The following is a 21945-nucleotide window of genomic DNA, read 5'->3' on the forward strand; positions in this document are numbered from 1 at the left end:
ATTGGTTCGCAAAACAAATTTACTTAACCTCTGCTTTGTTTTTTTATGCTATCCCAACTAGCAACTTGAATTAATTATAAGAATTGTTTTTTAAACAAATACATAAGGTGAATTAATTCAACTAGATAAGTATTATAATTACCCGTTGGGTGAAATTATTTTTTTTCAATTCTATCGCATCAGCTTAGATATAAATCTGTCTAAATCTGCTTTAATCTGTGTAAATCTGCTTAAAAAATTAATACTCCAAAAGTATTTCACGCAGATTTTAAAGGATTTTTGCAGATCAAATTAGATTTAATACTTGAATAAAGCTATTTTATTCTATTTCACCCAACGAGTTATAATTTATAAAAATCTATAATTACAATTTAGCTTTGAGTTTAGAAATCTTAAAATTTTTAGATTTAATTACTTTTCCATTATCTGTAATCATCAAACAGCTGTATTCAGGGAATTTTTGAAGTAAAAGCAAGCCATCATCCTTTCCTAAAACCATTATCGAAGTACTTAATCCGTTGGCAGTTTCGGCATTGGCACCAAAAACAGTAACACTGCATAAACCAGTTGCAGGATAGCCGGTTGCAGGATTTATTATGTGAGAATATCGTTTGCCGTTAAAAACAACATATTTTTCATAATTGCCTGATGTGGTTACAGCACCCTCATTCAAAGGAACAACAGCCAAAAGTTTTTCAGGCTTAAACGGATTCGTAATTCCGATTTTCCAGTCTTGTCCATTGGGCTGTTTTCCCCAGGTGCTCATATCTCCGGATCCGTTTATGATTCCGGCTTTTATACCCTTTGCCAGCATCATGCTTCGGCATTTATCGGCTGCGTATCCCTCTCCCAAAGCGCCAAAACCAATTTTCATTCCTTTTAATTTCAGGAAAATGGTTGAGTTTACACTATCTAACACAATATTTTTATAACCCACTTTGGCTACCGATTTTTTTATGGCTTCCGCTGAAGGCATTTCGGTCATCGAGCCGTCAAATTTCCAAACACGGTCTAAGGCAGCAAAACTGATGTCAAAACCGCCATTAGTAATTTCAGAGAACCGAATGGCTCTTTGCGTCAGTTCAAAAACTTCACGATCTACTTTTACGGGTTTAATTCCCGCATTTTGATTCACCTCAGAAACCTGTGAGTCCGGTTTCCAGTCTGAAATCAGGCTTTCAATCCGGCTGATTTCTGCTATTACTTCATTAATATTTTGTTCTGCAATAAGAGAATCATTGGCAACTATGCTAATGTCAAAACGTCCACCCATTAACAAAGTCGTTCTTTTGCGCAACACCTGAGAATGTAGGGAAAAACTATACAGAATTATAAAGAGAAATAAAATTTTATAGAGAGATGACTTCATGATATAAAAATATTAATAACAATCGGTTAATAATTGTCCGTTTTTCTTATAATCATAAAGATTTTTGATGCTGTTTGCCAAACATATTTCGTTCAGAACTGCTTCGACATCTTTTTGCATAGCAAGAGAACCACAAATCATGATAACACCGCCCTGCTGTAATAAATCAACAAAAAAAGACGCGTCACGTTTTATCAAATCCATCACATAAATATGTTCGGCCTCACGTGAAAGTGCCAGATGAAAACTCGTAAGCTTTTGCTTCTGAATCATTTCGTCTGAAAACTTTTTATAACCTGAAACGGTTTCGGTTTCCATTCTGAAGCCACTGTATAAATGGGTTTCTGTTTTCTTCTTGTTTTGCTCAATCATCCCAAGAAAAGGAGCAATTCCCGTTCCGTTCGAAATCAGGGCTACTTTTGGAGCTTTGGCAGGAAAATGAAAAGCTTTGTTGTTTATGATTCGGGCTTTAAACGTATTTCCGGCTTCAAGATTATTTAAAAATCCCGAACCTAATCCGTGTGGATGCAGTTTTACAACCAATTGTATGTTTCCCGAATGATTTCCGATAGAGTAGAGGCGTTCGCGTGAATCATTAGCAGGATAAATAGCCACTAAATCTCCGGAAGTGAATTTTGCGCGCATACTGGCACGCAAGGTTATGATAAAAGTATGCTCAGTTTCAGAAATAGCTGTTTTGTCTAAAACCATCAGTTTTTGCAGTCCTTTTGGAACATGATTGTACAAAGAAGGAGTAGTAGCTAATGTAATGCCGGTTTTCTTGCTCCACAATTTCACCCAGTTAACAAACTCAACAGCCGATTTATCATTAACAGTCTGTAGTTCCAGAAAACGTTCAGCCCAGTTTTGAGTTTCTAAATGCTCATCAATTTCAATTGCAAATCGGCAAAAATCGGGGTACGATTCTGAACCAAAACCTACAACAGAAAAATTGATTTTCTGTTGTTGATGCTGCTTGTGCAAAAGAGATTTAAACTGAGTTCCGTTTGAAGGAGCATCTCCTAATCCATGCGTCGAAGAAAAGACAATAATATGCTCTGCTTTCGGATAAACACAAAACCGGTTTAATTCGGATATAAAAGCTTTGTGCCCCTGATCTGTTAATTGTTTCAGAATTGCATTGGCAAACCTGAATGTGCTTCCGTTTTCAGAACCAACTAAAAGAATGATATTGCTCTCGTGAGCTTTGAATTTATTTTTAATACGGCTTGAACGTCTTTTTAAAGTGATTGCAAATCCCGAATAAATAAAGAAAAGAATATTGATACAGGCTAAAGCTAGAATAATAGCCCAAACCCCATGAATTCTTCCCGTATGAAGATCAAGACTTAATGCAGACAACCGAATGGTAACAGGAGAACGTTTTTCTGAAACAACAGCTCCTGTAATCTGGTTTACTTCAATTTCGCGGTCTTTTAATTCGATGATGTAATATTCTTCAGGATCATCCGTGAAGGGGAATTCTATTTTTTTTACATCAGAAAGAAATGTGTTTTTGAATATGGAAGTTTTTTTGGCTTCCGCCGAAAGTTCCGTTTTTATTGGCTTTGCTTTTTTATCACCCATAAAAAAGTTGAACCTTTCGAGTGACAAATAAGTTCCGGTAAGAGCAATAATCAAAATTGGAATTAAGGCCAGCCTTCCTAAAACTACATGGTAGTACTGGGCAAAATATTCCTTAATTACCTTAGAAAAGAAATTTCGGATGCCGCGTTGTCTTTTTAAGACAAGTACGAAACCCGAAATTGATATTAATACTAAACAAAAAGAGATTACACCCACAAAAAATCGCCCTGCTTCATGAAGAAACAAAGAGCGGTGAAACCCTGTAATCCATTGAATAAATTCACTTTTTTTCTCAGGTGAACCTAATACTTTACCGGTTTTCGGATCAATATAAGCATTGATGTCATCTCCATTTTCGTCGATTGCCTGCAAGGTTACAAACTGATTATAATCGATATTCAGCTCTGTAATTTCCGGGTACGCTTTTTTTAGTACAGGAAGTGTTTCGCCTAAAGTTATCTGATTAAAATTGGCTGCTTTGTACGGCAATGCTTTTTCCTGAGCCGCATCGACCGCCAGAATGATCCCGGTTACCGAAGCTAAAATTAAAAAAACAGAAGAAAATAAGGCTAAGGCCAGGTGTGCGTAACGCCAGAAAGAAAGAGTCATTGCGTGTATTCTAAAAATGTAATCGGATTATATTTTGTTTAGTCTTACGTATCTGATGTATCCTTTGCCCTCTGTTTTTGCAGCAAGTCCTTCAGTTGTAAGCGGAATTTCAAGATCATTTACGTAATATTTCTGATCTTCAACAGCCGACTCAAAACGCAATTTGTAACCTTTGTTTATTTTAGAATTATCAATTTCAATTGTAGTGATGCTTCTGTCACCCCCAGTAACAGATGCGCCGGTTTTGGCACTGATGTCTTCTGTTTTTTTAGAATGAAATTTGTTCCATTCTTTCAAAGAACTGTACCACTTTTTGTCATCACCCATTACATAAAGCGTTTTTTCATATTCTCCTTTAGCATTTATTAGTGATACTACCACATAAGCTCCCTCTCCCATGTAGTTGGACATCTGCAGCATGCATTTGTATTTTGATGACTGTGCATTTATAGTAAAAGAAACAAGGCATATAAGGGCGCCCGTAAGAGCAGTTTTAATAATAGATCTCATTTGAAATTGATTTGTTTTTTATTGGAATTTGGAATTTAGAAATTGAAAGTTTTTAATATTTATTTTAAAAATTCAACAGAAATATTACTTTTTGTAAGCGATTCATTTTCTTTTGCTAAAGCATAAACACTTTCATCGAACTCAGTTGTTACTTCTTTTTTGGCACCGGCAGAAATAAGATATTTTAATATAGTATCATCTTTGGCAACCATTGCTGCTTTATGCAGAACTGTTAAACCATCTTTGTTTTTGGCATTGATGTCGATGTTTAAATCAGCAATTTTTTTCAGTAAGTTTAAATCATTTTTGATGATGGCGATATGGTACAACGTGTTTCCGTCATTTTGAGGAGTGGCTAAGTTCAACCCTTTATCCTGTAATAATTTTATCTTAGATCCAAAAGGATCTTGTTTTCCACTGACTCCTTCCTGACCTCGCCCCATCATTTGCGGACGGTACGACTGAATAAGATAAACACCTAAATTGTTACCGTCTTTGTCTTTTACATTTACATCGGCACCTTTAACTAAAAGTAAATTTACTGCATCGGGAGATCCATATCTCACAGCATTTGTCAGGGCAGACTCGCCTTTTAAATTTTGAAGGTTTACGTTTTTTGATGTAGAAAGCAAAAGTTCCAAAGCAGAAGTTTCTCTGGCAGATGCAGCAGCCATTAATGGAGTATTTCCTTCTTTGTCTGCTTTATTTGGGTCAACTCCTTTGCTGATAAAATATTTGATGATTTCTGTCTGGTTTGGTTTACCTGCCAAAAGATGCAAAACATTTTGTCCTGATTTATTTAATGCAGTTGGTTTAATTTTTACTTCCTCAACCAGATATTTATACGTTTCTATTGTAGTGCTCTCCCTGCGGCTTCCCTGAGCAGCAGTAAAAAGTGCGTTATCGTTTGGTTTAACCCCTTTTTCAAGAATTTTTTTCATTAATGCTATATTTCCGGATCTGGCGGCGTATGTAAAAGCGGTATTCCCATCGTTATCTACATCTTTCAGGGACATTCCTTTGGTAGTAAAATATTCGGCAGCTTTTAATTCTTTGTCAGATGAAATGGCTAACAATAATAAGTTAGCACCATTTTGGTATTTTTTCTTAGGATCTATTCCGGCTTTAAAAAAAGCATCATAAATTTCAGGATTGCTTTGGCCGCTGCTGGCCGCTGCCGTTATAGGAAATGAGCCGTGGCTGTCTTCTAAATTAACATCTGATCCTTTGGCTATAAGATATTTTACGATTTCAGCATTCCCTTTACCTGAAGCCCAGTGAAGATAGATTCGGTTGTCGTGTGTCGGCTTGTTTACTTCATTGCCTGGTTGTTCCAATAAGAATTTTATAGTTTCTGTGGGAGCATCATTATTGATTGCCATGACCACAACATCAAAAGCATTTGCCGTTGATGCAGAAGGGCTGTTGCCTTTTGCAATTTCGGCCTTTACAGTTTCAACATTAGGAGTGGTTTTCCAGAAAGACTGGTCTAATAAAGTATTTTTTTGCTGGGCATTTACGAATAAGGTAACCGTTAAAGCAAAAGAAACAAGTAAATTATTTTTCATAAAATTGTAAATAAGTTTGGGCAAAAAGTTATCTAAAATGAACATTAGATGCTTTATAACTCAAAAGGTTTAAAATTTGCTGTTTTTTTAATTATTTAGAATAAATAAAAATAAGGCAAATATAAAAATAAATAATACAATAACAATCTATTTTTATTTTTTTAAAACTGAGGACTTAAACGTTTTTTACAAATCAATGAGAGTGAAACTTTCGTATAATTATATAAACCATAATATAAATAGTATAATTTTTTGTAATCAGATTTTTAGATTTTTGATTTTCAAATTTAATTCTGTTATACAATGAAAAATATAAAACCAATTCTAAGTTTTTCTATAGCAATGCTAACATTAATTAGCTGCTCAAATGATGATAAGAACACGAATGATCCAGGTACTCCGACTGATCCGGTAGAAAATAATTCGCCGAACACGACTTATAAGCCTGCATTCGAAGGACAAACCCGTATCGGTGGTTTACAAACTAATACTGCATATGAAGCAAAAGTTATTACTTCAACACTTGCAAGTCCCTGGGGGGTTAAGTCTCTTCCGGATGGCAGACTTTTGATTACAGAAAAGGCTGGTAATATGCGTATAGTTAAAGTAAACGGAGAAGTAAGTGCTAAAATCACTGGCTTGCCGGCAGTTAATTCATTAGATCAGGGAGGTTTATTAGGCTTATGCCTGGATCCTGATTTTACTTCTAACAGAATGGTATATTGGGTGTTTTCTGAAGCTACTGGTGGAGGAAATCTTACAGCAGTTGCTAAAGGAAAATTGTCGAATGATGAGACAAAAATAGAAGGCGCAACCATAATTTATCGTACCACGCCTGCACATCCCAGTACGAAGCATTATGGAGGGCGTATTTTATTTGATAAATCGGGAAACCTTGTAATAAGTACTGGCGAACGTTCAGTTCTTGAAACGAGACCATTAGCGCAATCACTTGTTGGAAGTTTGGGTAAAGTTATCAAAATAACCAAAGATGGAGTTGCTGCAACAGGAAACCCTGTTTTTACTCAGGGAGGAGCACTGCCGGAATTGTTTACATACGGACACAGAAATCCACAGGGACTTGCAATTCATCCTCAGACGGGAGAGATTTGGCTTAGCGAACACGGACCACGTGGAGGAGACGAGATAAATCGTCTGCAGGCTGGTAAAAATTACGGATGGCCAATCATAACTTACGGAATTGAATATGAAGGACCGGCTATTGGAGATGGAATTCAAAAAAAGGATGGTATGGAACAGCCGGTCTATTACTGGGATCCGGTCATTTCTCCAAGTGGGATGACTTTTTATTCGGGTAACAGAGTTCCGGAGTGGAACAACAATCTTTTCATAGGAGCACTAAGTGGTCAGCATATCGTAAGACTCGCAATTGAAAATAATCGTGTTATCGGTGAAGAAAGACTTCTTGTGAGTGAAGGGCAGCGCTTTAGGGATATTACCCAGGGAAATGACGGTGCTTTATATGCTGTCACTGATGGAGGAAAGCTCTACAAGATTGATAAGAAATAAGAATTTCAAATAAACATTTAGCTGAAATAGTAATAGCCGTAGGATTATCTTCCGGCTATTTTTTTTAATCTTATTAAGAAAAAAATAACAGAACAGATATCAATTCTAATGTTATTTTAATGTTGGCCATAAAATTTCGTTCTAACTTGCGCCTCTTTAAGAAAAAGAAAATGTTGAGCAGAATTAAAAATAGTATCTTATGTAAATGCCTTCAGGCGTTGCTTATCGGGTACTTTCTAATCAGCAGCATCAACATATCAAATAGTTTTGGGCGCATCATAGCTGATAATGCCGAAACTAGTACCGTTAAAGGCATGACCTGTAATTTTCTTAAAAAGATATTCAAATGTGACGGCATTCCGGAAGAGCTTGATGATTACGAAACAAAAGAAACGAAAACTACTAAAATTGCAAAAGGAATTCCTTCCTTAGATTATCTTGTTCCATTAAATACTTCATTGTCTGTTTTGTACTTTAAAATTAGTACAAAAAGAAAGAACTATATTGATAATCAAATATTCTCATTTGGTTTTCATGGTAAAATTCATTTACCGCCTCCCGAATTTATAGTATAAATACTTATCTCTTTTTTTGGAGTAGGAGAAATTCCTATATCCTTGATACGCTTTTTGTCGTACATTAGTATCTATCTGTTAATTTTGTATTTATATATAAATTCATGACACCATTAAAACGTTTTTACAATTTACTTCATCTTGACAAACGCGATGTATATCAAATCATTTTTTATGCTGCTTTTGCGGGATTGGTAAATCTTTCACTGCCTTTAGGTATTCAGGCGATTATTAATTTTATTCAGAGCGGACAGCTAAGTGTTTCCTGGATTATCCTTGTAATTTTGGTTACAATAGGAGTTGGCTTTGGCGGAATCCTGACTATCTTACAGCTTCGGATAGTAGAAAACCTGCAACAGCGAATTTTTGTGCGTTCTTCATTTGAATTTGCCTACAAAATGCCTTTGATCAAATTCAAGGAAATGTATTCTGAATATGCTCCGGAAAAAGCGAACCGTTTTTTCGATACTTTGACGGTACAAAAAGGCACGGCAAAGCTTTTACTCGATTTCTGTACTGCTTTTTTACAAGTGGGCCTCGGAATCATATTATTGGTTTTGTACCATTCTTTCTTTACTGTAATTGGTCTATTGTTTATCATCATTTTATATATCATTTTTAAGTTTTCATACAAAGACGGACTTGAAACGAGTCTTAACGAATCAAAATTTAAGTATAAAGTAGCTGCCTGGCTTCAGGAAATTGCACGTAATCGTGATAGTTTCCGAAAAAAAGGAGGTTTTGAATATGCACTCGAAAGAAATGATGACTATGTAAGCAAGTATGTGAATTATCGTGAAAAGCATTTTCAGGTAATGAAAAAACAATACATTCAGCTTACTGTTTTTAAAGTTATTGTTACAGCTGCCTTATTGTCTATTGGTGGTTTTCTGGTAATTCACCATCAAATGAACATCGGGCAGTTTGTAGCAGCAGAAATTGTAATCGTTTTACTGATCAATTCGGTTGAAAAAATTATTTTCGGACTTGAGTCTTTTTATGATGTACTAACTTCTTTGGAAAAAATCGGACAAGTAACCGATATGGAAACGTCTTGTATTCCGGAGACATCTGCGATCACTGAAAGCGGAATTAATATTGAAACAGAAAGCGTAAGTTATAATTATCCGGATCACAATAAAAAATCGCTTAAAAATGTCAATCTGAAAATAAGCCAGGGTGAGAAAATAATTTTAAGAGGAACAAACGGTGCCGGAAAAAGTACTTTATTACGTTTATTGTCGGGATTGCTCGAACCGGAAAGCGGCGCGATGTACGTTACAGATAATTATATGAATCGTCTTAGCGAAGATACCTACAGAGCACAGGCGGGAACTTTTTTGCAGGGAGATACGCTTTTTGCAGGGACCATTAGAGAGAATATCCTTTTTGGAAACGAAACACTAAATAATGATGATCTTAAGTGGGCTTTGGATAATGTTTGCCTGACACCGGATCTCAAAACATTCCCGAACGGACTGGAACATCAGGTACATCCCGGAGGTAATGAACTTTCGGCTTCAGATATCCAGAAGATTCTTTTGGCCCGTAGTATTGTTCATAAACCTAATATATTATTTCTTGAAGATCCTGTTGATAAAATGGATGAACTGACTTCCGGGAAAATTATCGATTTTCTGCTTTCTGAAGAAAATGACTGGACAGTAATTGTAACTTCTAAAAACGATATCTGGAAGAACAAGTGTAACCGTATGATAACGATCGATGACGGAAAAATTATTAATGACATAAAGCTTTAATCATGCTCAATATATCTAAAGATAATAATGTACTGATAACTCCGGGCAAATATAAATCTATCACCAGCGTTGCCCGAAGACCACATTATAAAATTTTAAACAGGGTCATAATAGGATTTTTGATTTTTTGTGTAGCCTGCCTTTTTCTGCCATGGACACAAAACATCTCCGGAAGTGGTTCAGTAACTACACTAAAACCGGATCAGAGACCACAAACTGTTCATAATGCCATTGCAGGCAGGATTGAAAAATGGTATGTTCAGGAAGGTGATTATGTGAAAAAAGGGGATACGATTGTTTTTATTTCTGAAGTAAAAGAAGACTATCTGGATCCCAATCTTGTTGGGAACACAAAACAACAGGTCGATGCCAAGAAAATGGCTGTAGAATCCTATGGAGACAAAGTAAATTCCCTGGAGGTACAGGCGCAATCGCTTAATACCGAAAAGGAATTAAAATTACAGCAGGCACAGAATAAAATCAGACAGGCCAAACTGAAAATAAAAAGTGACAGTATAGATCTTGTAGCGGTAAAAACACAACTCCGAATTGCAAAAACACAATTTGACCGTTCGACAGCGCTCAATAAAGAAGGTTTGAAACCGCTTACTGATGTAGAACAGAAAAGACTAAAACTACAGGAATCGGAAGCGTATGTAATTACGCAGGAAAATAAATTGCTGAGCAGTAAAAATGAACTGATAAATGCAAAAGTAGAAATAAGCCGGATTACTGCTGAGTACACCGAAAAAATTTCGAAATCAAAAAGTGATAAATACACCGCTTTAAGTACGCAATATGATACAGAAGCGCAGGTAAACAAATTGCAGAATCAATATGTAAATTATAGTCTTAGAAATGGCTTATACTACATTACAGCACCTCAGAGCGGATATGTGAACCGTGCTTTGCTGGCAGGTTTAGGGGAAACAATTAAAGAAGGAACTCCAATTGTAAGCATTATGCCATCAAGTTATGATATTGCGGTAGAAACCTATGTTGAACCTATCGATCTGCCGTTGGTGCATCGCGGTGCAAAAGTCCGTGTATGGTTTGACGGATGGCCCAGAATTGTGTTTTCAGGATGGCCGGGATTGTCTTACGGTACGTATGGCGGAAGAGTGGTGGCAATCGAAAATTTTATAAGCTCAAACGGAAAATACAGAATTCTTGTATCTCCTGACGGCCCGGATAATAAATGGCCAAAAGAACTGAGTATCGGAGCAGGAGCGCAGAGTATTGCTTTACTCGATACTGTTTCAGTATGGTACGAAATATGGCGTAACCTAAATGGTTTTCCTCCAAATTATTATAAAGCAGACGAAAAAGAAGCAAAGGATGGCAAAGACAAAAAATAAATTGAAATATGCTGTAATGGTGTTTTCTCTCTTGTTTTTATTCGGCTTTTCTAATTTATACGGTCAGGATTTTAATAAAGAAGAATTAAGTTACAGCGAGTTTTTGGGATACGTAAAAAAGTATCATCCGCTGGTAAAGCAGGCAAATCTTGAGATTAGTAGCGCCCAGGCTGCATTGATGCTTGCCCGTGGGGGTTTTGATCCTAAAATTGAAGTTGATTATAATAAAAAAGAATTTAAGGGAACCGAATATTATTCGCTTTTGAACAGCAGTTTTAAAATTCCAACCTGGTACGGAATCGAAATCAAAGCAGGTTTTGACCAGACTGACGGACAATATTACAATCCGCAGAATCGTACTCCTGAAGCAGGACTGACTTCTCTGGGAATCAATGTAGCCTTAGGTCAGGGAATGTTCATTAACCAGCGAATGGCAGATGTAAGGGAGGGGAAACTGCAGGTAAGACTGAGTGATGCACAGCGAAAGTTAAGAGCAATTGAAGTTTTATACAAAGCAAGCGAAGCCTATTTTGAGTGGAGAAAAAGCTATAATGAAGCTGAGCTGTACAAACGATATCTTGGTTTCGCCAGTGCTCGTTTTCAGGGCGTAAAAAAATTGATTGAACTTGGAGATTCGCCTTCAATTGACAGCGTCGAAGCCGGAATTACCGTTCGCAACCGTGAATTGAACGTAGAAAACGGAAATCTTAAATTAGCCAAAGCGAAATTATATCTGTCAAATTATTTATGGATCGAAAATGTCCCTGTAGAATTAGGAGACGCTGTTAAACCGGAAGAGAATCTGATAAAAACCCTGGAAGAAACCCTGAGAACTGATGCTATGATGGTCGATGTTGAAGGTCTGGATTCTCATCCGAAAATTCAGGCCCTGGAAACCAAAATGTCAATACTTGAAGTAGGAAGGCAATTAAAAGCGAATTCATTGCTTCCTAAGATAAACTTAGGATACAATTACCTTTCAGAACCTTCTTATTTTGATTCTTTCAATACAGATGATTATAAATTTAACGTCGATTTCAGTATTCCGATTTTTTTGAGAAAAGAACGCGGAAGCTTAAAACTGGCTAAACTTAAGATTCAGGATTTAAAGTATGATATTGACCAGCAGCGACTGGAACTTAAAAATAAAATCAAGGCACAGCAGACCGAAATTGCTTCTTTGAAAAGGCAGAAAGGCGTAATTGATAATCTGGTAAAAGATTACATGACCATGCTGAATTCGGAAGAAAAACTGTTCTCTTTTGGCGAAAGTTCTATATTTCTCATCAATTCAAGGGAAAATAATCTGGTGAGTGCCAAACTTTCCCAAATCAGTATCGAAAATCAGTTTTACATTTCAAATGCCGAATTGTTTAAAATACTGGCAAATCCTGACTGATATTTTTTTTTCTTTTCCATGCCACTTATTAATTCAGGTAATAAGTGGTTTTTTATTCTAATGATTTAGTTCAGCCTTTCAGAAGTTGTTGTTCTGTGACAGTGCTCTGTTCCCAGATAGAGCGGGTTTCCGTGTTTCTCAGACCAAAATCCTTCCAGAATATCTTTTGTAATACAACGGTAAATGGCAACCCCTTTGTATGTTTTTCTGTCTTCTCCTTTATAACTAAAATTGATTGCAAGAATATTATCTTTAAAAAATCCGGAACCTTTTTGTTCATGATTACCAATAATCCATTTGGCTTTGATACGGTTGTTTTCGTCAAGGGAGAGCGTTAATACACCCTGATATGTCATTTCATCAGAACCATCCTGATTGCTTCCTGAAACAGAATAGGTGCCAGCTAAATCTTGTATTGTCATTCTTTGTATATGGTTTAAAGAAAAAGTCTACAAATATAACCTAACTTACGTAAGGTGCACAATTGAACTTTTATTTATTTTTTTGTCTTTTTTGTTGTGCTATTTTAAATTATTGATAATTTTAGTACTTAAATCTGCTACTTAATTTAATATAAACAAATCTTGAAGAATTTTTTTATAACTCTGATTTTATTCATCGGATTTTACGCACCGGTTCCGGCACAGGAAACTCAGGTTAAATTTCTTGATATATCTGATGGGTTATCCAATAATTCGGTTGTTACAATATTTCAGGATAATGATGGTTTTATGTGGTTTGGAACCTATGACGGACTAAACCGTTATGACGGATATAATTTTAAAGTATTCCGAAACCGTATCAATGATAAAAAGTCACTACCTTTTAATACAATTTATAATATTGAGGGAGATTCAGAAAATAATATATGGATTGGAGGTGCTAATGGTGTTTGTATTTACAACAAAACCAGTGCAGCGTTTCATCCTGCCAGATATATTTCTCCAAACAAAAAGTCTGAAGTTGTCAGGGACATCATTCATCAGGTTAAGTCTGTTTCTAAAGACAGGGTTTTGGTTGCCTCGCAAAACTTAGGACTGCTTATTTTTGAAAAAGGTTCTTATACAGGAAGGAATGTTCCGCTTATGATGTCCGGAAAAAGAAGATTAATTCATCATTACGATGCGGTCGCTATTCAAAAAGATACAAAAAATGACAGATGCTGGATATATGTCCGAAATGCAGGGCTTTGTACTTTCGATAATGATTCAAAAAATCTAAAAATTGTATTTCCATTTTCTGTAGAAGTTGAAACCCTCGAACTGGCTTCAGATGGAAATCTTTGGTTTGGGACAGATGAAGGTCTTTTTCTTTTTAATATAAAATCAGGCTCATTTTCTGAGAATTATTTTTCCGGCAGATGTACCGTTTCTGACATTCTCATTGATAAGAAAAAAGAAATTTGGGTCACTACAGACGGAAATGGGATTTTTAAAGTTATCGGAAAAAAAGCCGTTTCGTACAGTTCTGTAAAAGAAAACAAATTATTAAAAAGCAATTCTATCTGGAGTCTGTATGAAGATAAGGCAGGCAATAAATGGATTGGTACATTACGTGGCGGAATTAGTATGCTGAGCAATACAGCGCGTTATTTTAAAACAGTACGATACAATGCCAATGATCCTGACGAAAATTTCATCCTGTCATTCTGCGAAGACGAAAAAAACAATTTGTGGGTAGGAACAGACGGTGCGGGGCTGAAATACTGGGACCGTAAAAAAAACACCTATTTTAAATACGTCAATAAACTTTCGAGCAAATTTATCACAGGTATTGTCAGGGATGATAACAACGAAATCTGGATTTCTACCTGGGCCGGAGGTGTCAGCAAAATTAATCCGAAAAATAACTCGGTTACACAGTTTTCATGTTATAATCCTTTGACGAAGAAAGTAGAAAAAAACATCTGGTTTGTTTATAAAGATTCAAAGTCAAATATCTGGGCAAGCGCAACAAATGAAGGTTCGTTGTATCTTTTTGACCGCACTAAAAATAATTTTGTGTTTTTTGATAAATCGATTAATAATCTGCAGTGCATGACAGAAACCTCAGACGGTAAACTCTGGGCAGGAAATTATTCAGTTTTGTATTCTATTGAAAAGGAAACCAGGAAAATAAATAAAGTAACCATCGGTAATCCTGTTCGTTGTATCCATGAAGACAAAGATAAAAAACTCTGGCTCGGAACGCAGGAAGGAGGGTTGCTGTTGTTTGACCGAAAAACAAATACGTTTAAAAGACTCACCACTGACGATGGCCTTCCTTCAAACACTATTTTAAGAATGCTTGAAGACATAGAAGGAAATCTCTGGATGAGTACCTATAACGGTATTTGCAGGTTTGACAAGAAAAGAAAGACCTTTAGAAATTTTTCAGTAAATGACGGACTTCAAAGCAATCAGTTTAGTTTTAATGCCGGAATTAAATTGTCAACAGGAGAATTTTTGTTTGGAGGGATAAATGGCTTTAACAGTTTTTTTCCGGGAGCTATTAAAAGTTTCAATCAGGAAAATAATCTGTTGCTGACAGACTTTTACGTAAACAATCAGCCAATTGAAGAAAGCAAAGCAGAGATTGATTCTGATTCAGGTCAAATAAAAGAAGTCAGTTTAGATTATGATCAGACGACTTTATCACTCGAATTTGTTGCTTTGGATTATAACAATGCAGACAAGATCAATTATGCATATTTGTTAGACGGGTGGGATCAGCAATGGAATTATGTAGGGCAGAACAGAAAAGCCAATTATTCCAGATTACCTGAAGGAAAATATACTTTTAAAGTAAAAACCACCAATTTTAAGGGAGGCTGGAACAAAGAAATCAGTTTGGTTTCTATACGGGTTTTGCCGCCATGGTACAGAACCTGGTGGGCTTATTTATTGTATTTATCAGCTATAGCTGGAACTCTTTTTGTTTATCTGGATTATCAAAAGAACAAAGAAAAACTAAAATATAAGGTCAAAATTGCTGAACTGGAAAGCAAAAAGGAAAAAGAAATTGCCGAGAAGCAATCGTCAATGTTTACTTATATTTCGCATGAATTCAGGACACCGCTTTCGTTGATTATAAATCCGCTTAAAAAAGCAATACAGAAAGAAAGTGTTGAAAATGGACCTTCGGGAAGTGATTTGGCGATTGCACACCGAAATGCACGCCGGCTTTTGAGTCTTGTCGATCAGCTTTTGCTTTTCAGAAAGGCCGAAAATGATGCAGATTCCCTTCGACTATCTCCGATAAATGTAAATAATCTTTGTAATGAAGTGTATCAGTGTTTTGTAAATCAGGCAAAAGATAAAAATATTCAGTACAATTTTAATATTCCGGATCATGAAATTGTGATTATAGGGGATTATGAAAAAATTGAAATTTCATTGTTTAATCTGATGTCGAATGCTTTTAAATACACACAAAAGGGAGGTAAAATCGAGCTGAGTCTTACTGAAAATGATACAGAAGCAATGCTTGAAATTTCAGATAACGGCGACGGAATCGAGAAAAAAGATATTGAAGCAATTTTCGAAAAATTCAAACAGATTAATTCTAAAGTTTCTATTGGAACCGGTTTCGGTATTGGGCTTTATATCGTAAAATATTTTACAGACAAACACAAAGGAACTGTAAGCTGTACAAGTGAACCGGGTAAGGGAAGTACATTTAAACTGACTTTTTTAAAAGGCGACAGGCATTTTGAAAATGCTGAAATCACCAATGACGTGCAGAAAAGAAGCCTGCTGTTTGACGAATTAATTGTTGGTGACTCTGAAGAAAATATTACATCCGGAAATACTCTTTCTGAAGCTGATTTGCAGAAAGTGATGCTTACGGAAAAACGAACCGTTTTAATTGTAGATGACAATGCTGAAATCAGGGGGTATTTAATCAAATTGTTTGCTGAGAATTATATCGTATACAGTGCCGAAAATGGTGAAGAAGGCTTAAAACTGACCAAAAAGTATATGCCGGATCTGGTAATCAGTGATATTACCATGGAAGAAATGGATGGGCTTGAATTGTGCCGAAAAATAAAGGAAAGCAATGATTTGTCTCATATTCCGGTAATTTTATTAACAGCGACTAAAAATCCCGAAACCCATTTGCAGGGGATCAATGAGGGTGCCGATGACTATATTACTAAACCATTTGATGATGATATTCTCGTGGCGCGGGTTGAATCGTTATTGCGCAACCGAAGCAATTTGCGAACTTATTTCCTGGAAAGCATCACTTTAAAAGAGAATACCCAGAAAGTCCCGGTGGAATATCAGGAAATTTTGAAAAAATGCATTGACATTGTTGAGGCGAACATTCATAAAAGAGATTTCACGATTAAAACCTTTGCGCTTGAAATGGGTATGAGCCACAGAACGCTTTATACTAAAATCAAAATTATTTCGGGACAGACTTTAAATGCTTTTATACGTTCGTTACGAATCCGAAGAGCCGCAATGTTAATGCTTACCGAAGATATGAATATTGCACAGGCTAGTGCCGAAGTGGGTTTTGAAGATCCAAAATACTTCAGACAGCAATTCGTGAAGTTATTCGGAATGACACCATCTGAATATATTAAAAAGTATAAAAGCTCTTTTAATTCGGATTTGAATGTCATAAAATAGTTAACTAAGACTTTGTAAAAATATCTTAATAATGCTGTTTAAATCATTATTTGTTTTAGAATGCATGGAATAAGAGCTGATAAAACAATTAAGTTTAAATTGTGTTTTATGTAAAAAAAAGCTTTTATTTTTTTTAACTTATTAATTTTATTGCTCAAATATCTCGTAATTACAAATTTGACCTCCTTTTTTTTCCATTTTGCCCCTCATCAAAATTTTAAACTACACATTACTTTGCACTACAGGTAATGATTGTTAGTTATATTACCTGTATGTTATAAATGTTTGTTTTACGATAAGTTTTTAATCTGTTTAAAGAACTTAGCGTTTTTATAAAAACAGATAGTATGAGTTGGTTTATCATATTGCTTATCCAGCCCGCAGCTAAAAGTCTGCGGGTTTTTACAACAAACGAATTCAAAAGAATATTGAAAAAACAAAATAATTAATCCTAAATACCATAGATATTATATGAAAACAACCTTTTAAAACTCTTTCTGTATGCCTCATGAAAAGTGATTAATAACCTACATAAATAAAAAGTCACTTCAAATAAAAAAACTAACTAACCTAACCTTAAAATCAAAGAAATGAAAAAAAATGTATTTTTATTTTTTCTTGCCCTTTTTGTCGTCCTTTTTACCGGATGCCAAAATAATGAATCAGATTTCCCAAGTTCTGATAATCCCACAATAGTTGTTGCTACAAAAGAAATTTACGGTGCACCAACCAGAAAATTTGAGATCAAAGCCGCTCTGGCAGATGATTTGGGATTAAAAAGTGTACAAATCCAGATTCCGGAATTGTCACTTGATAAAGTAATTTCATTTTCAACGGATCCTTTATTGGAAACATACGATTTAAGTTATTTTTTCGAAGTGCCAGCGGATAGAGGAACCTCAGAAACTTTTAAAATAAAACTAATAATAACAGACGTTTCAGGTAATGCTGTTAATGAAGAAATTAACCTTCGTTTAGACGGAGAATTTGCTGCTCCGGCAATAAGTATGATAACGCCAAAAGAAGGGGCTGTTATTTTATTATCAACGAGCAATTTAATGCCTGTAAATTTTGTTGTGAATGACGATTCAGGTATTGATTATGTTCAGGTTCAGTGTGCTGCTCTTGGTATTGATGATAAAGTTGAGTTATCGGGGTCAGCTCAAACCTATACTTTTAATAAAACCTACACATTACCGGTAACTGCCGCCAATTATGTATTGACAATTACAGCTAAGGATAAATTTGCAATTCCTAATACAGGAAGTTTAAATATAAATGTTGTAGCCACAAATGAATATCCTGCATTGTATTTATGTGATCAGCCAAAAGGAACTAATCTTACGACTGATGCTGTAGGTGTTCCGATGTATTTTCATGAGAAAAACGGACAGGATTTTGAATTTAAATATTATGCCGATAAAGACAATAAAGAAATTTATTTCTTAGGACAGGAATCTGACTTTGCCCCACATTGTTTTGGTTTAAATACTTCAGGAGAATTAGAAGATAATGTTTCTTCAACACCAATTATCTTACCTGTAAAAGGATATTATGTTATTAAAGTAAATCCAAATACCTTAAAATATACCGCAACACAATATACTCCATCAAGCAAAGTATGGGCAGATATTGCCAACGGATTATGGCATGATACAGAAGCGCAAAGAAAACCTTTCGTGAGCGTTTGCGGTGGCGGAATCCAGGGTGCTACGTGGGATACCTGGGATGCCTGGACGCAAAAAGGACTGCATTTGACCAATAATCCAAACAATCCTTATCAGTTAGTTGGAGAGTATACACTAACCGGAACCATGGAAGCTACTTTTACCGGTCAATGGTGGAGCCCTTCCTGGAGACTTATTAAAAACGGTATTGCAACCATGTCACCGGGTGAAAACGGAAATGCTAAATATCCTGCAGCTCCCGGAGTTTACAAGGTAGTTCTGGATACCGAGTTAGAGAGAGCTTTTATAACAAAAAAGTAATTTGTTATCACATTAATAATAAAACATCTAAATATGAAATTTAAATATATATGGTTTTTTATTGCCGTATTGTGCAGTGCTGTATCATTCGGGCAAACAACAATCAAAGGAACTGTTAAGGACAAGGCTAACGTGCCGATTCCTGGGGTGAACATAATTGTAAAAGGAACTTCTAATTCAACAGCAACAGATTTTGATGGTAAATATTCGATTTCTGTTCCTAATGCAAATGCTCAGATCGAATTTTCTTTTATCGGTTTTACAACCAAATTACTGAGTGTAGGTGACAAAACGACTATTGATATAATTTTAGAAGAATCCAGTCAGGTATTGGATGAGATTGTCGTAGTAGGTTATGCCTCTGTTAAAAAGAGCGATGTAACGAGTTCTATTTCTTCAGTAAAAGGAAAAGAACTGCAAACGATGACAGTTGGTAATGTTACCGAATCTTTGCAGGGAAAAGTTGCCGGTGTTCAGGTTACAGGGCAAGGCGGTCCGGGAGCACAGCCAAGAGTTTTGATTCGGGGTATTTCTACGATTAATCTTAGTACAGATCCGCTATATGTGGTGGACGGTATTCCGATGGGAACCAGCATCAATTTCCTGAGTAATAATGAAATCGAATCGATGGAAGTTTTAAAAGATGCTTCAGCGAGCGCCATCTATGGTTCGAGAGCATCAAACGGAGTTATCCTAATTACAACGAAAAAAGGTAAATCAGGAAAAACAAGATTTACTTTCGACCTTAGTTCAGGTATGCAGATAATGGAAAATCCATACGATATGGCAAATGCTGAAGGTTATGCTAACATTATGAATACGGCTTATAATAATTCGGGTTATTCAGATTATTTGCCAAATGCTTCTCAATACAGAGGAAAAACTACAGACTGGTGGGGAGCGGGAATAAAAAAGGCTTCTCCTGTAACAAATGCTTCATTAGGAGTTTCAGGTGGTTCAGAAAAATACACTTATGCTGCCAGTTTAAACTATTACGATTCAGAATCAATGTATGAAATAGGAGGATGGGAAAGAATCACAATGAGAATCAATAATGATTTCAAATTCTCAGACAAATTTTCAGCAGGAGTTACTTTAAATCCTCGTTATGAAAGCTGGGGAGGTCCTTCAAACTGGGCTGATTTTGTGAAAATAGATCCGATTACACCAATTTACAAACCGGCAGATCAGCTTACCGGATTAGAAAATGAATACAGCATTTATGCGCGTTCTCCATCGTATGTATGGAATCCGGTTGCTGCTGTAAAAAGATATGACGATTATACAGATCAGTATAACTTAAACACAAATGGTTATTTGCAATATGCTCCAATTAAAGGACTTGTAATTCGTACTCAGGCTTCTATTGAAGTAGGGAATAAAGTGCAAAGTATTTTCAGACCGGACTTTGTTATTGATGCAGCTCACGAAAAGGCTGAAATCAATAGTGTTGAGCGAAGATCGACAACAAATCATGACTGGACATGGCAAAGTACTGCAACTTATTCCAGAACTTTTGCAGAAAAACACAATGCTTCGCTGATGGTTGGTAGTACTATGGAGGAATATAATGGTAATGATACCTGGGCTTATGGAGAAGGCGTACCTAACAATTCGGAGTCCATGAGGGAGGTAAATGCAGCTACTAAAAACCGTGACAGTGGAGGAAACAGCTGGTCTAGCTCTGTGATGTCATATCTCTCCCGTTTTTCTTATAATTATGACAGTAAATATTATTTTACCGGTACATTCAGACGCGATGGTTCTTCTAAGTTTATGGCAAATAATAAATGGGCGAATTTTCCTTCTGCATCTGCTTCATGGAGAATTTCAAATGAAGGTTTTATGGAGAACACTAAAGAAGTCATAAGTGATCTTAGATTAAGAGCAGGCTGGGGTAAAGTAGGTAATCAGGGACTTCCGGCTTCAGTTTATCAGTCTAATATTGGGCAAGGTTACTATGTAATTGGAGGTGAAATGGTAGATACTTCTTATCCTTCATCTATGGCTAACAAAGATATCAAATGGGAAACTGTTGAGGATATCAGTTTTGGACTTGATTTCGCATTATGGAAAAACAAATTTTCAGGTTCATTGGAATATTATCAAAAGAAAACAAACGATATGTTATTCAAGAAGCAATTTCCAACCTACAGCGGTTTTCCGGGGTATTCAACAATCTGGACGAATGTAGGTGCTATGCAGTCAAGCGGTATTGATTTGTTGCTTTCGTATAAAGATAAAAAAGGGGATTTCTCTTATGGTGTAGATTTGACTTTTACAACAGTAAATGTAGAAATGCTTTCTTTGTCTGCCGAAGGGGAAAGACTTTATGGTGCAGGAAACAGGACTTTAACGGTTAAAGGAGAAGTACCGGGCTATTTTTACGGATATGTAGCAGATGGATTATTCCAGAGTCAAACCGAACTGAATTCCCATACTGACGAACACGGAACTAAATTACAGCCGTATGCTCAGTTAGGTGATATTCGTTTTAAAGACATTAACGGTGACGGGAAATTAGACGATAAAGACAGAACAAAAATTGGTTCACCCTGGGCCGATTACAATGTGGGTCTGAATTTGAACTTTGCTTACAAACAATTTGATTTGGTTGCTAATTTTTATTCCAGTATCGGAAATGACATTGTAAATCAGAATATTTCAGATTTATATAATGGCGCAAGTTTAACAAACAAAGTAAGAGGACTGGATCAGATGGCCTGGCACGGAGAAGGAACTTCTAATTATGTTCCTCGTTTGTCTAAAGATGACAACAACGAAAACTTCACTAAATTTTCTTCTTTTTATGTAGAAGACGGATCATTTGTACGAATGAAGAACATTCAGTTGGGTTATACTTTTGAGAATATGTTTGGCTTAGACAAATTGAGGTTATCGATATCCGGTCAGAATTTATGGACATGGACAAATTATACAGGGGTTGATCCTGAAGTTGCAGGAGGAGATCCGAATCAGGATGACAGAGTTAAAGGATCAGGTTTTGGCGGATGGAATTATCCGGTACAGCCAACCATTTTGATGGGTCTTAATGTAGCATTTTAATAAAGAA

At 35.9% G+C, this 21945-nt stretch carries 13 protein-coding genes; 8 read left to right on the forward strand and 5 right to left on the reverse strand.

What is annotated here, in order from left to right; all coding sequences use genetic code 11:
- Positions 1 to 364: 364 nt before the first annotated feature.
- Genes GXM17_RS07565 through GXM17_RS07580 form a run of 4 tightly spaced genes read right to left on the reverse strand, consistent with a single transcriptional unit; the run spans position 365 to position 5643 of the window.
- Entirely contained in the window at positions 365 to 1369 is a 1005-nt protein-coding gene (locus GXM17_RS07565) for an FAD:protein FMN transferase (RefSeq protein WP_163398694.1), read from the reverse strand.
- A gap of 12 nt (positions 1370 to 1381) precedes the next feature.
- A complete protein-coding gene (locus GXM17_RS07570) occupies positions 1382 to 3565 on the reverse strand; it encodes a PepSY domain-containing protein (RefSeq protein WP_163398695.1) in 2184 nt (727 codons plus the stop codon).
- A gap of 27 nt (positions 3566 to 3592) precedes the next feature.
- Positions 3593 to 4075, reverse strand: a complete 483-nt coding sequence (locus tag GXM17_RS07575; protein ID WP_163398696.1) for a DUF2271 domain-containing protein — start codon at positions 4073 to 4075, stop codon at positions 3593 to 3595.
- A gap of 59 nt (positions 4076 to 4134) precedes the next feature.
- On the reverse strand, positions 4135 to 5643 hold the full coding sequence (locus GXM17_RS07580) for an ankyrin repeat domain-containing protein (protein WP_163398697.1): 1509 nt from the start codon (positions 5641 to 5643) through the stop codon (positions 4135 to 4137).
- A 303-nt stretch (positions 5644 to 5946) separates the two neighbouring features.
- On the opposite strand from GXM17_RS07580, the gene GXM17_RS07585 reads away from it, so the two are divergent.
- The 5 genes from GXM17_RS07585 to GXM17_RS07605 all read left to right on the forward strand — a co-directional run bounded on the left by GXM17_RS07585 (position 5947) and on the right by GXM17_RS07605 (position 12265).
- Positions 5947 to 7173: a PQQ-dependent sugar dehydrogenase gene (locus tag GXM17_RS07585; protein ID WP_163398698.1), complete on the forward strand. Its 1227-nt coding sequence runs from the start codon at positions 5947 to 5949 to the stop codon at positions 7171 to 7173.
- A 170-nt stretch (positions 7174 to 7343) separates the two neighbouring features.
- On the forward strand, positions 7344 to 7748 hold the full coding sequence (locus GXM17_RS07590; RefSeq protein ID WP_163398699.1) for a hypothetical protein: 405 nt from the start codon (positions 7344 to 7346) through the stop codon (positions 7746 to 7748).
- A 104-nt stretch (positions 7749 to 7852) separates the two neighbouring features.
- Entirely contained in the window at positions 7853 to 9508 is a 1656-nt protein-coding gene (locus GXM17_RS07595; protein WP_163398700.1) for a peptidase domain-containing ABC transporter, read from the forward strand.
- 2 nt (positions 9509 to 9510) lie between these two features.
- Positions 9511 to 10866: an HlyD family secretion protein gene (locus GXM17_RS07600; protein WP_163398701.1), complete on the forward strand. Its 1356-nt coding sequence runs from the start codon at positions 9511 to 9513 to the stop codon at positions 10864 to 10866.
- Positions 10847 to 12265, forward strand: a complete 1419-nt coding sequence (locus tag GXM17_RS07605) for a TolC family protein (RefSeq protein ID WP_163398702.1) — start codon at positions 10847 to 10849, stop codon at positions 12263 to 12265. Before GXM17_RS07600 ends, GXM17_RS07605 begins: the two co-directional genes overlap by 20 nt.
- A gap of 65 nt (positions 12266 to 12330) precedes the next feature.
- On the opposite strand, the gene GXM17_RS07610 is transcribed toward GXM17_RS07605, so the two are convergent.
- A complete protein-coding gene (locus GXM17_RS07610) occupies positions 12331 to 12687 on the reverse strand; it encodes a hypothetical protein (protein ID WP_163398703.1) in 357 nt (118 codons plus the stop codon).
- 162 nt (positions 12688 to 12849) lie between these two features.
- Between GXM17_RS07610 and GXM17_RS07615 the strand changes: the two genes are divergently transcribed.
- The 3 genes from GXM17_RS07615 (at position 12850) to GXM17_RS07625 (ending at position 21938) form a co-directional block, all read left to right on the forward strand.
- Complete coding sequence (locus tag GXM17_RS07615; RefSeq protein ID WP_163398704.1) at positions 12850 to 16884, forward strand: hybrid sensor histidine kinase/response regulator transcription factor; 4035 nt, start codon at positions 12850 to 12852, stop codon at positions 16882 to 16884.
- 590 nt (positions 16885 to 17474) lie between these two features.
- The gene (locus GXM17_RS07620; protein ID WP_163398705.1) at positions 17475 to 18872 is read left to right on the forward strand and encodes a hypothetical protein; all 1398 of its coding nucleotides are present in this window, start codon (positions 17475 to 17477) and stop codon (positions 18870 to 18872) included.
- A 33-nt stretch (positions 18873 to 18905) separates the two neighbouring features.
- Entirely contained in the window at positions 18906 to 21938 is a 3033-nt protein-coding gene (locus tag GXM17_RS07625; RefSeq protein WP_163398706.1) for a SusC/RagA family TonB-linked outer membrane protein, read from the forward strand.
- Positions 21939 to 21945 lie beyond the last annotated feature (7 nt).

It is taken from the genome of Flavobacterium fluviatile, assembly GCF_010645065.1.
GTDB lineage: Bacteria > Bacteroidota > Bacteroidia > Flavobacteriales > Flavobacteriaceae > Flavobacterium > Flavobacterium fluviatile.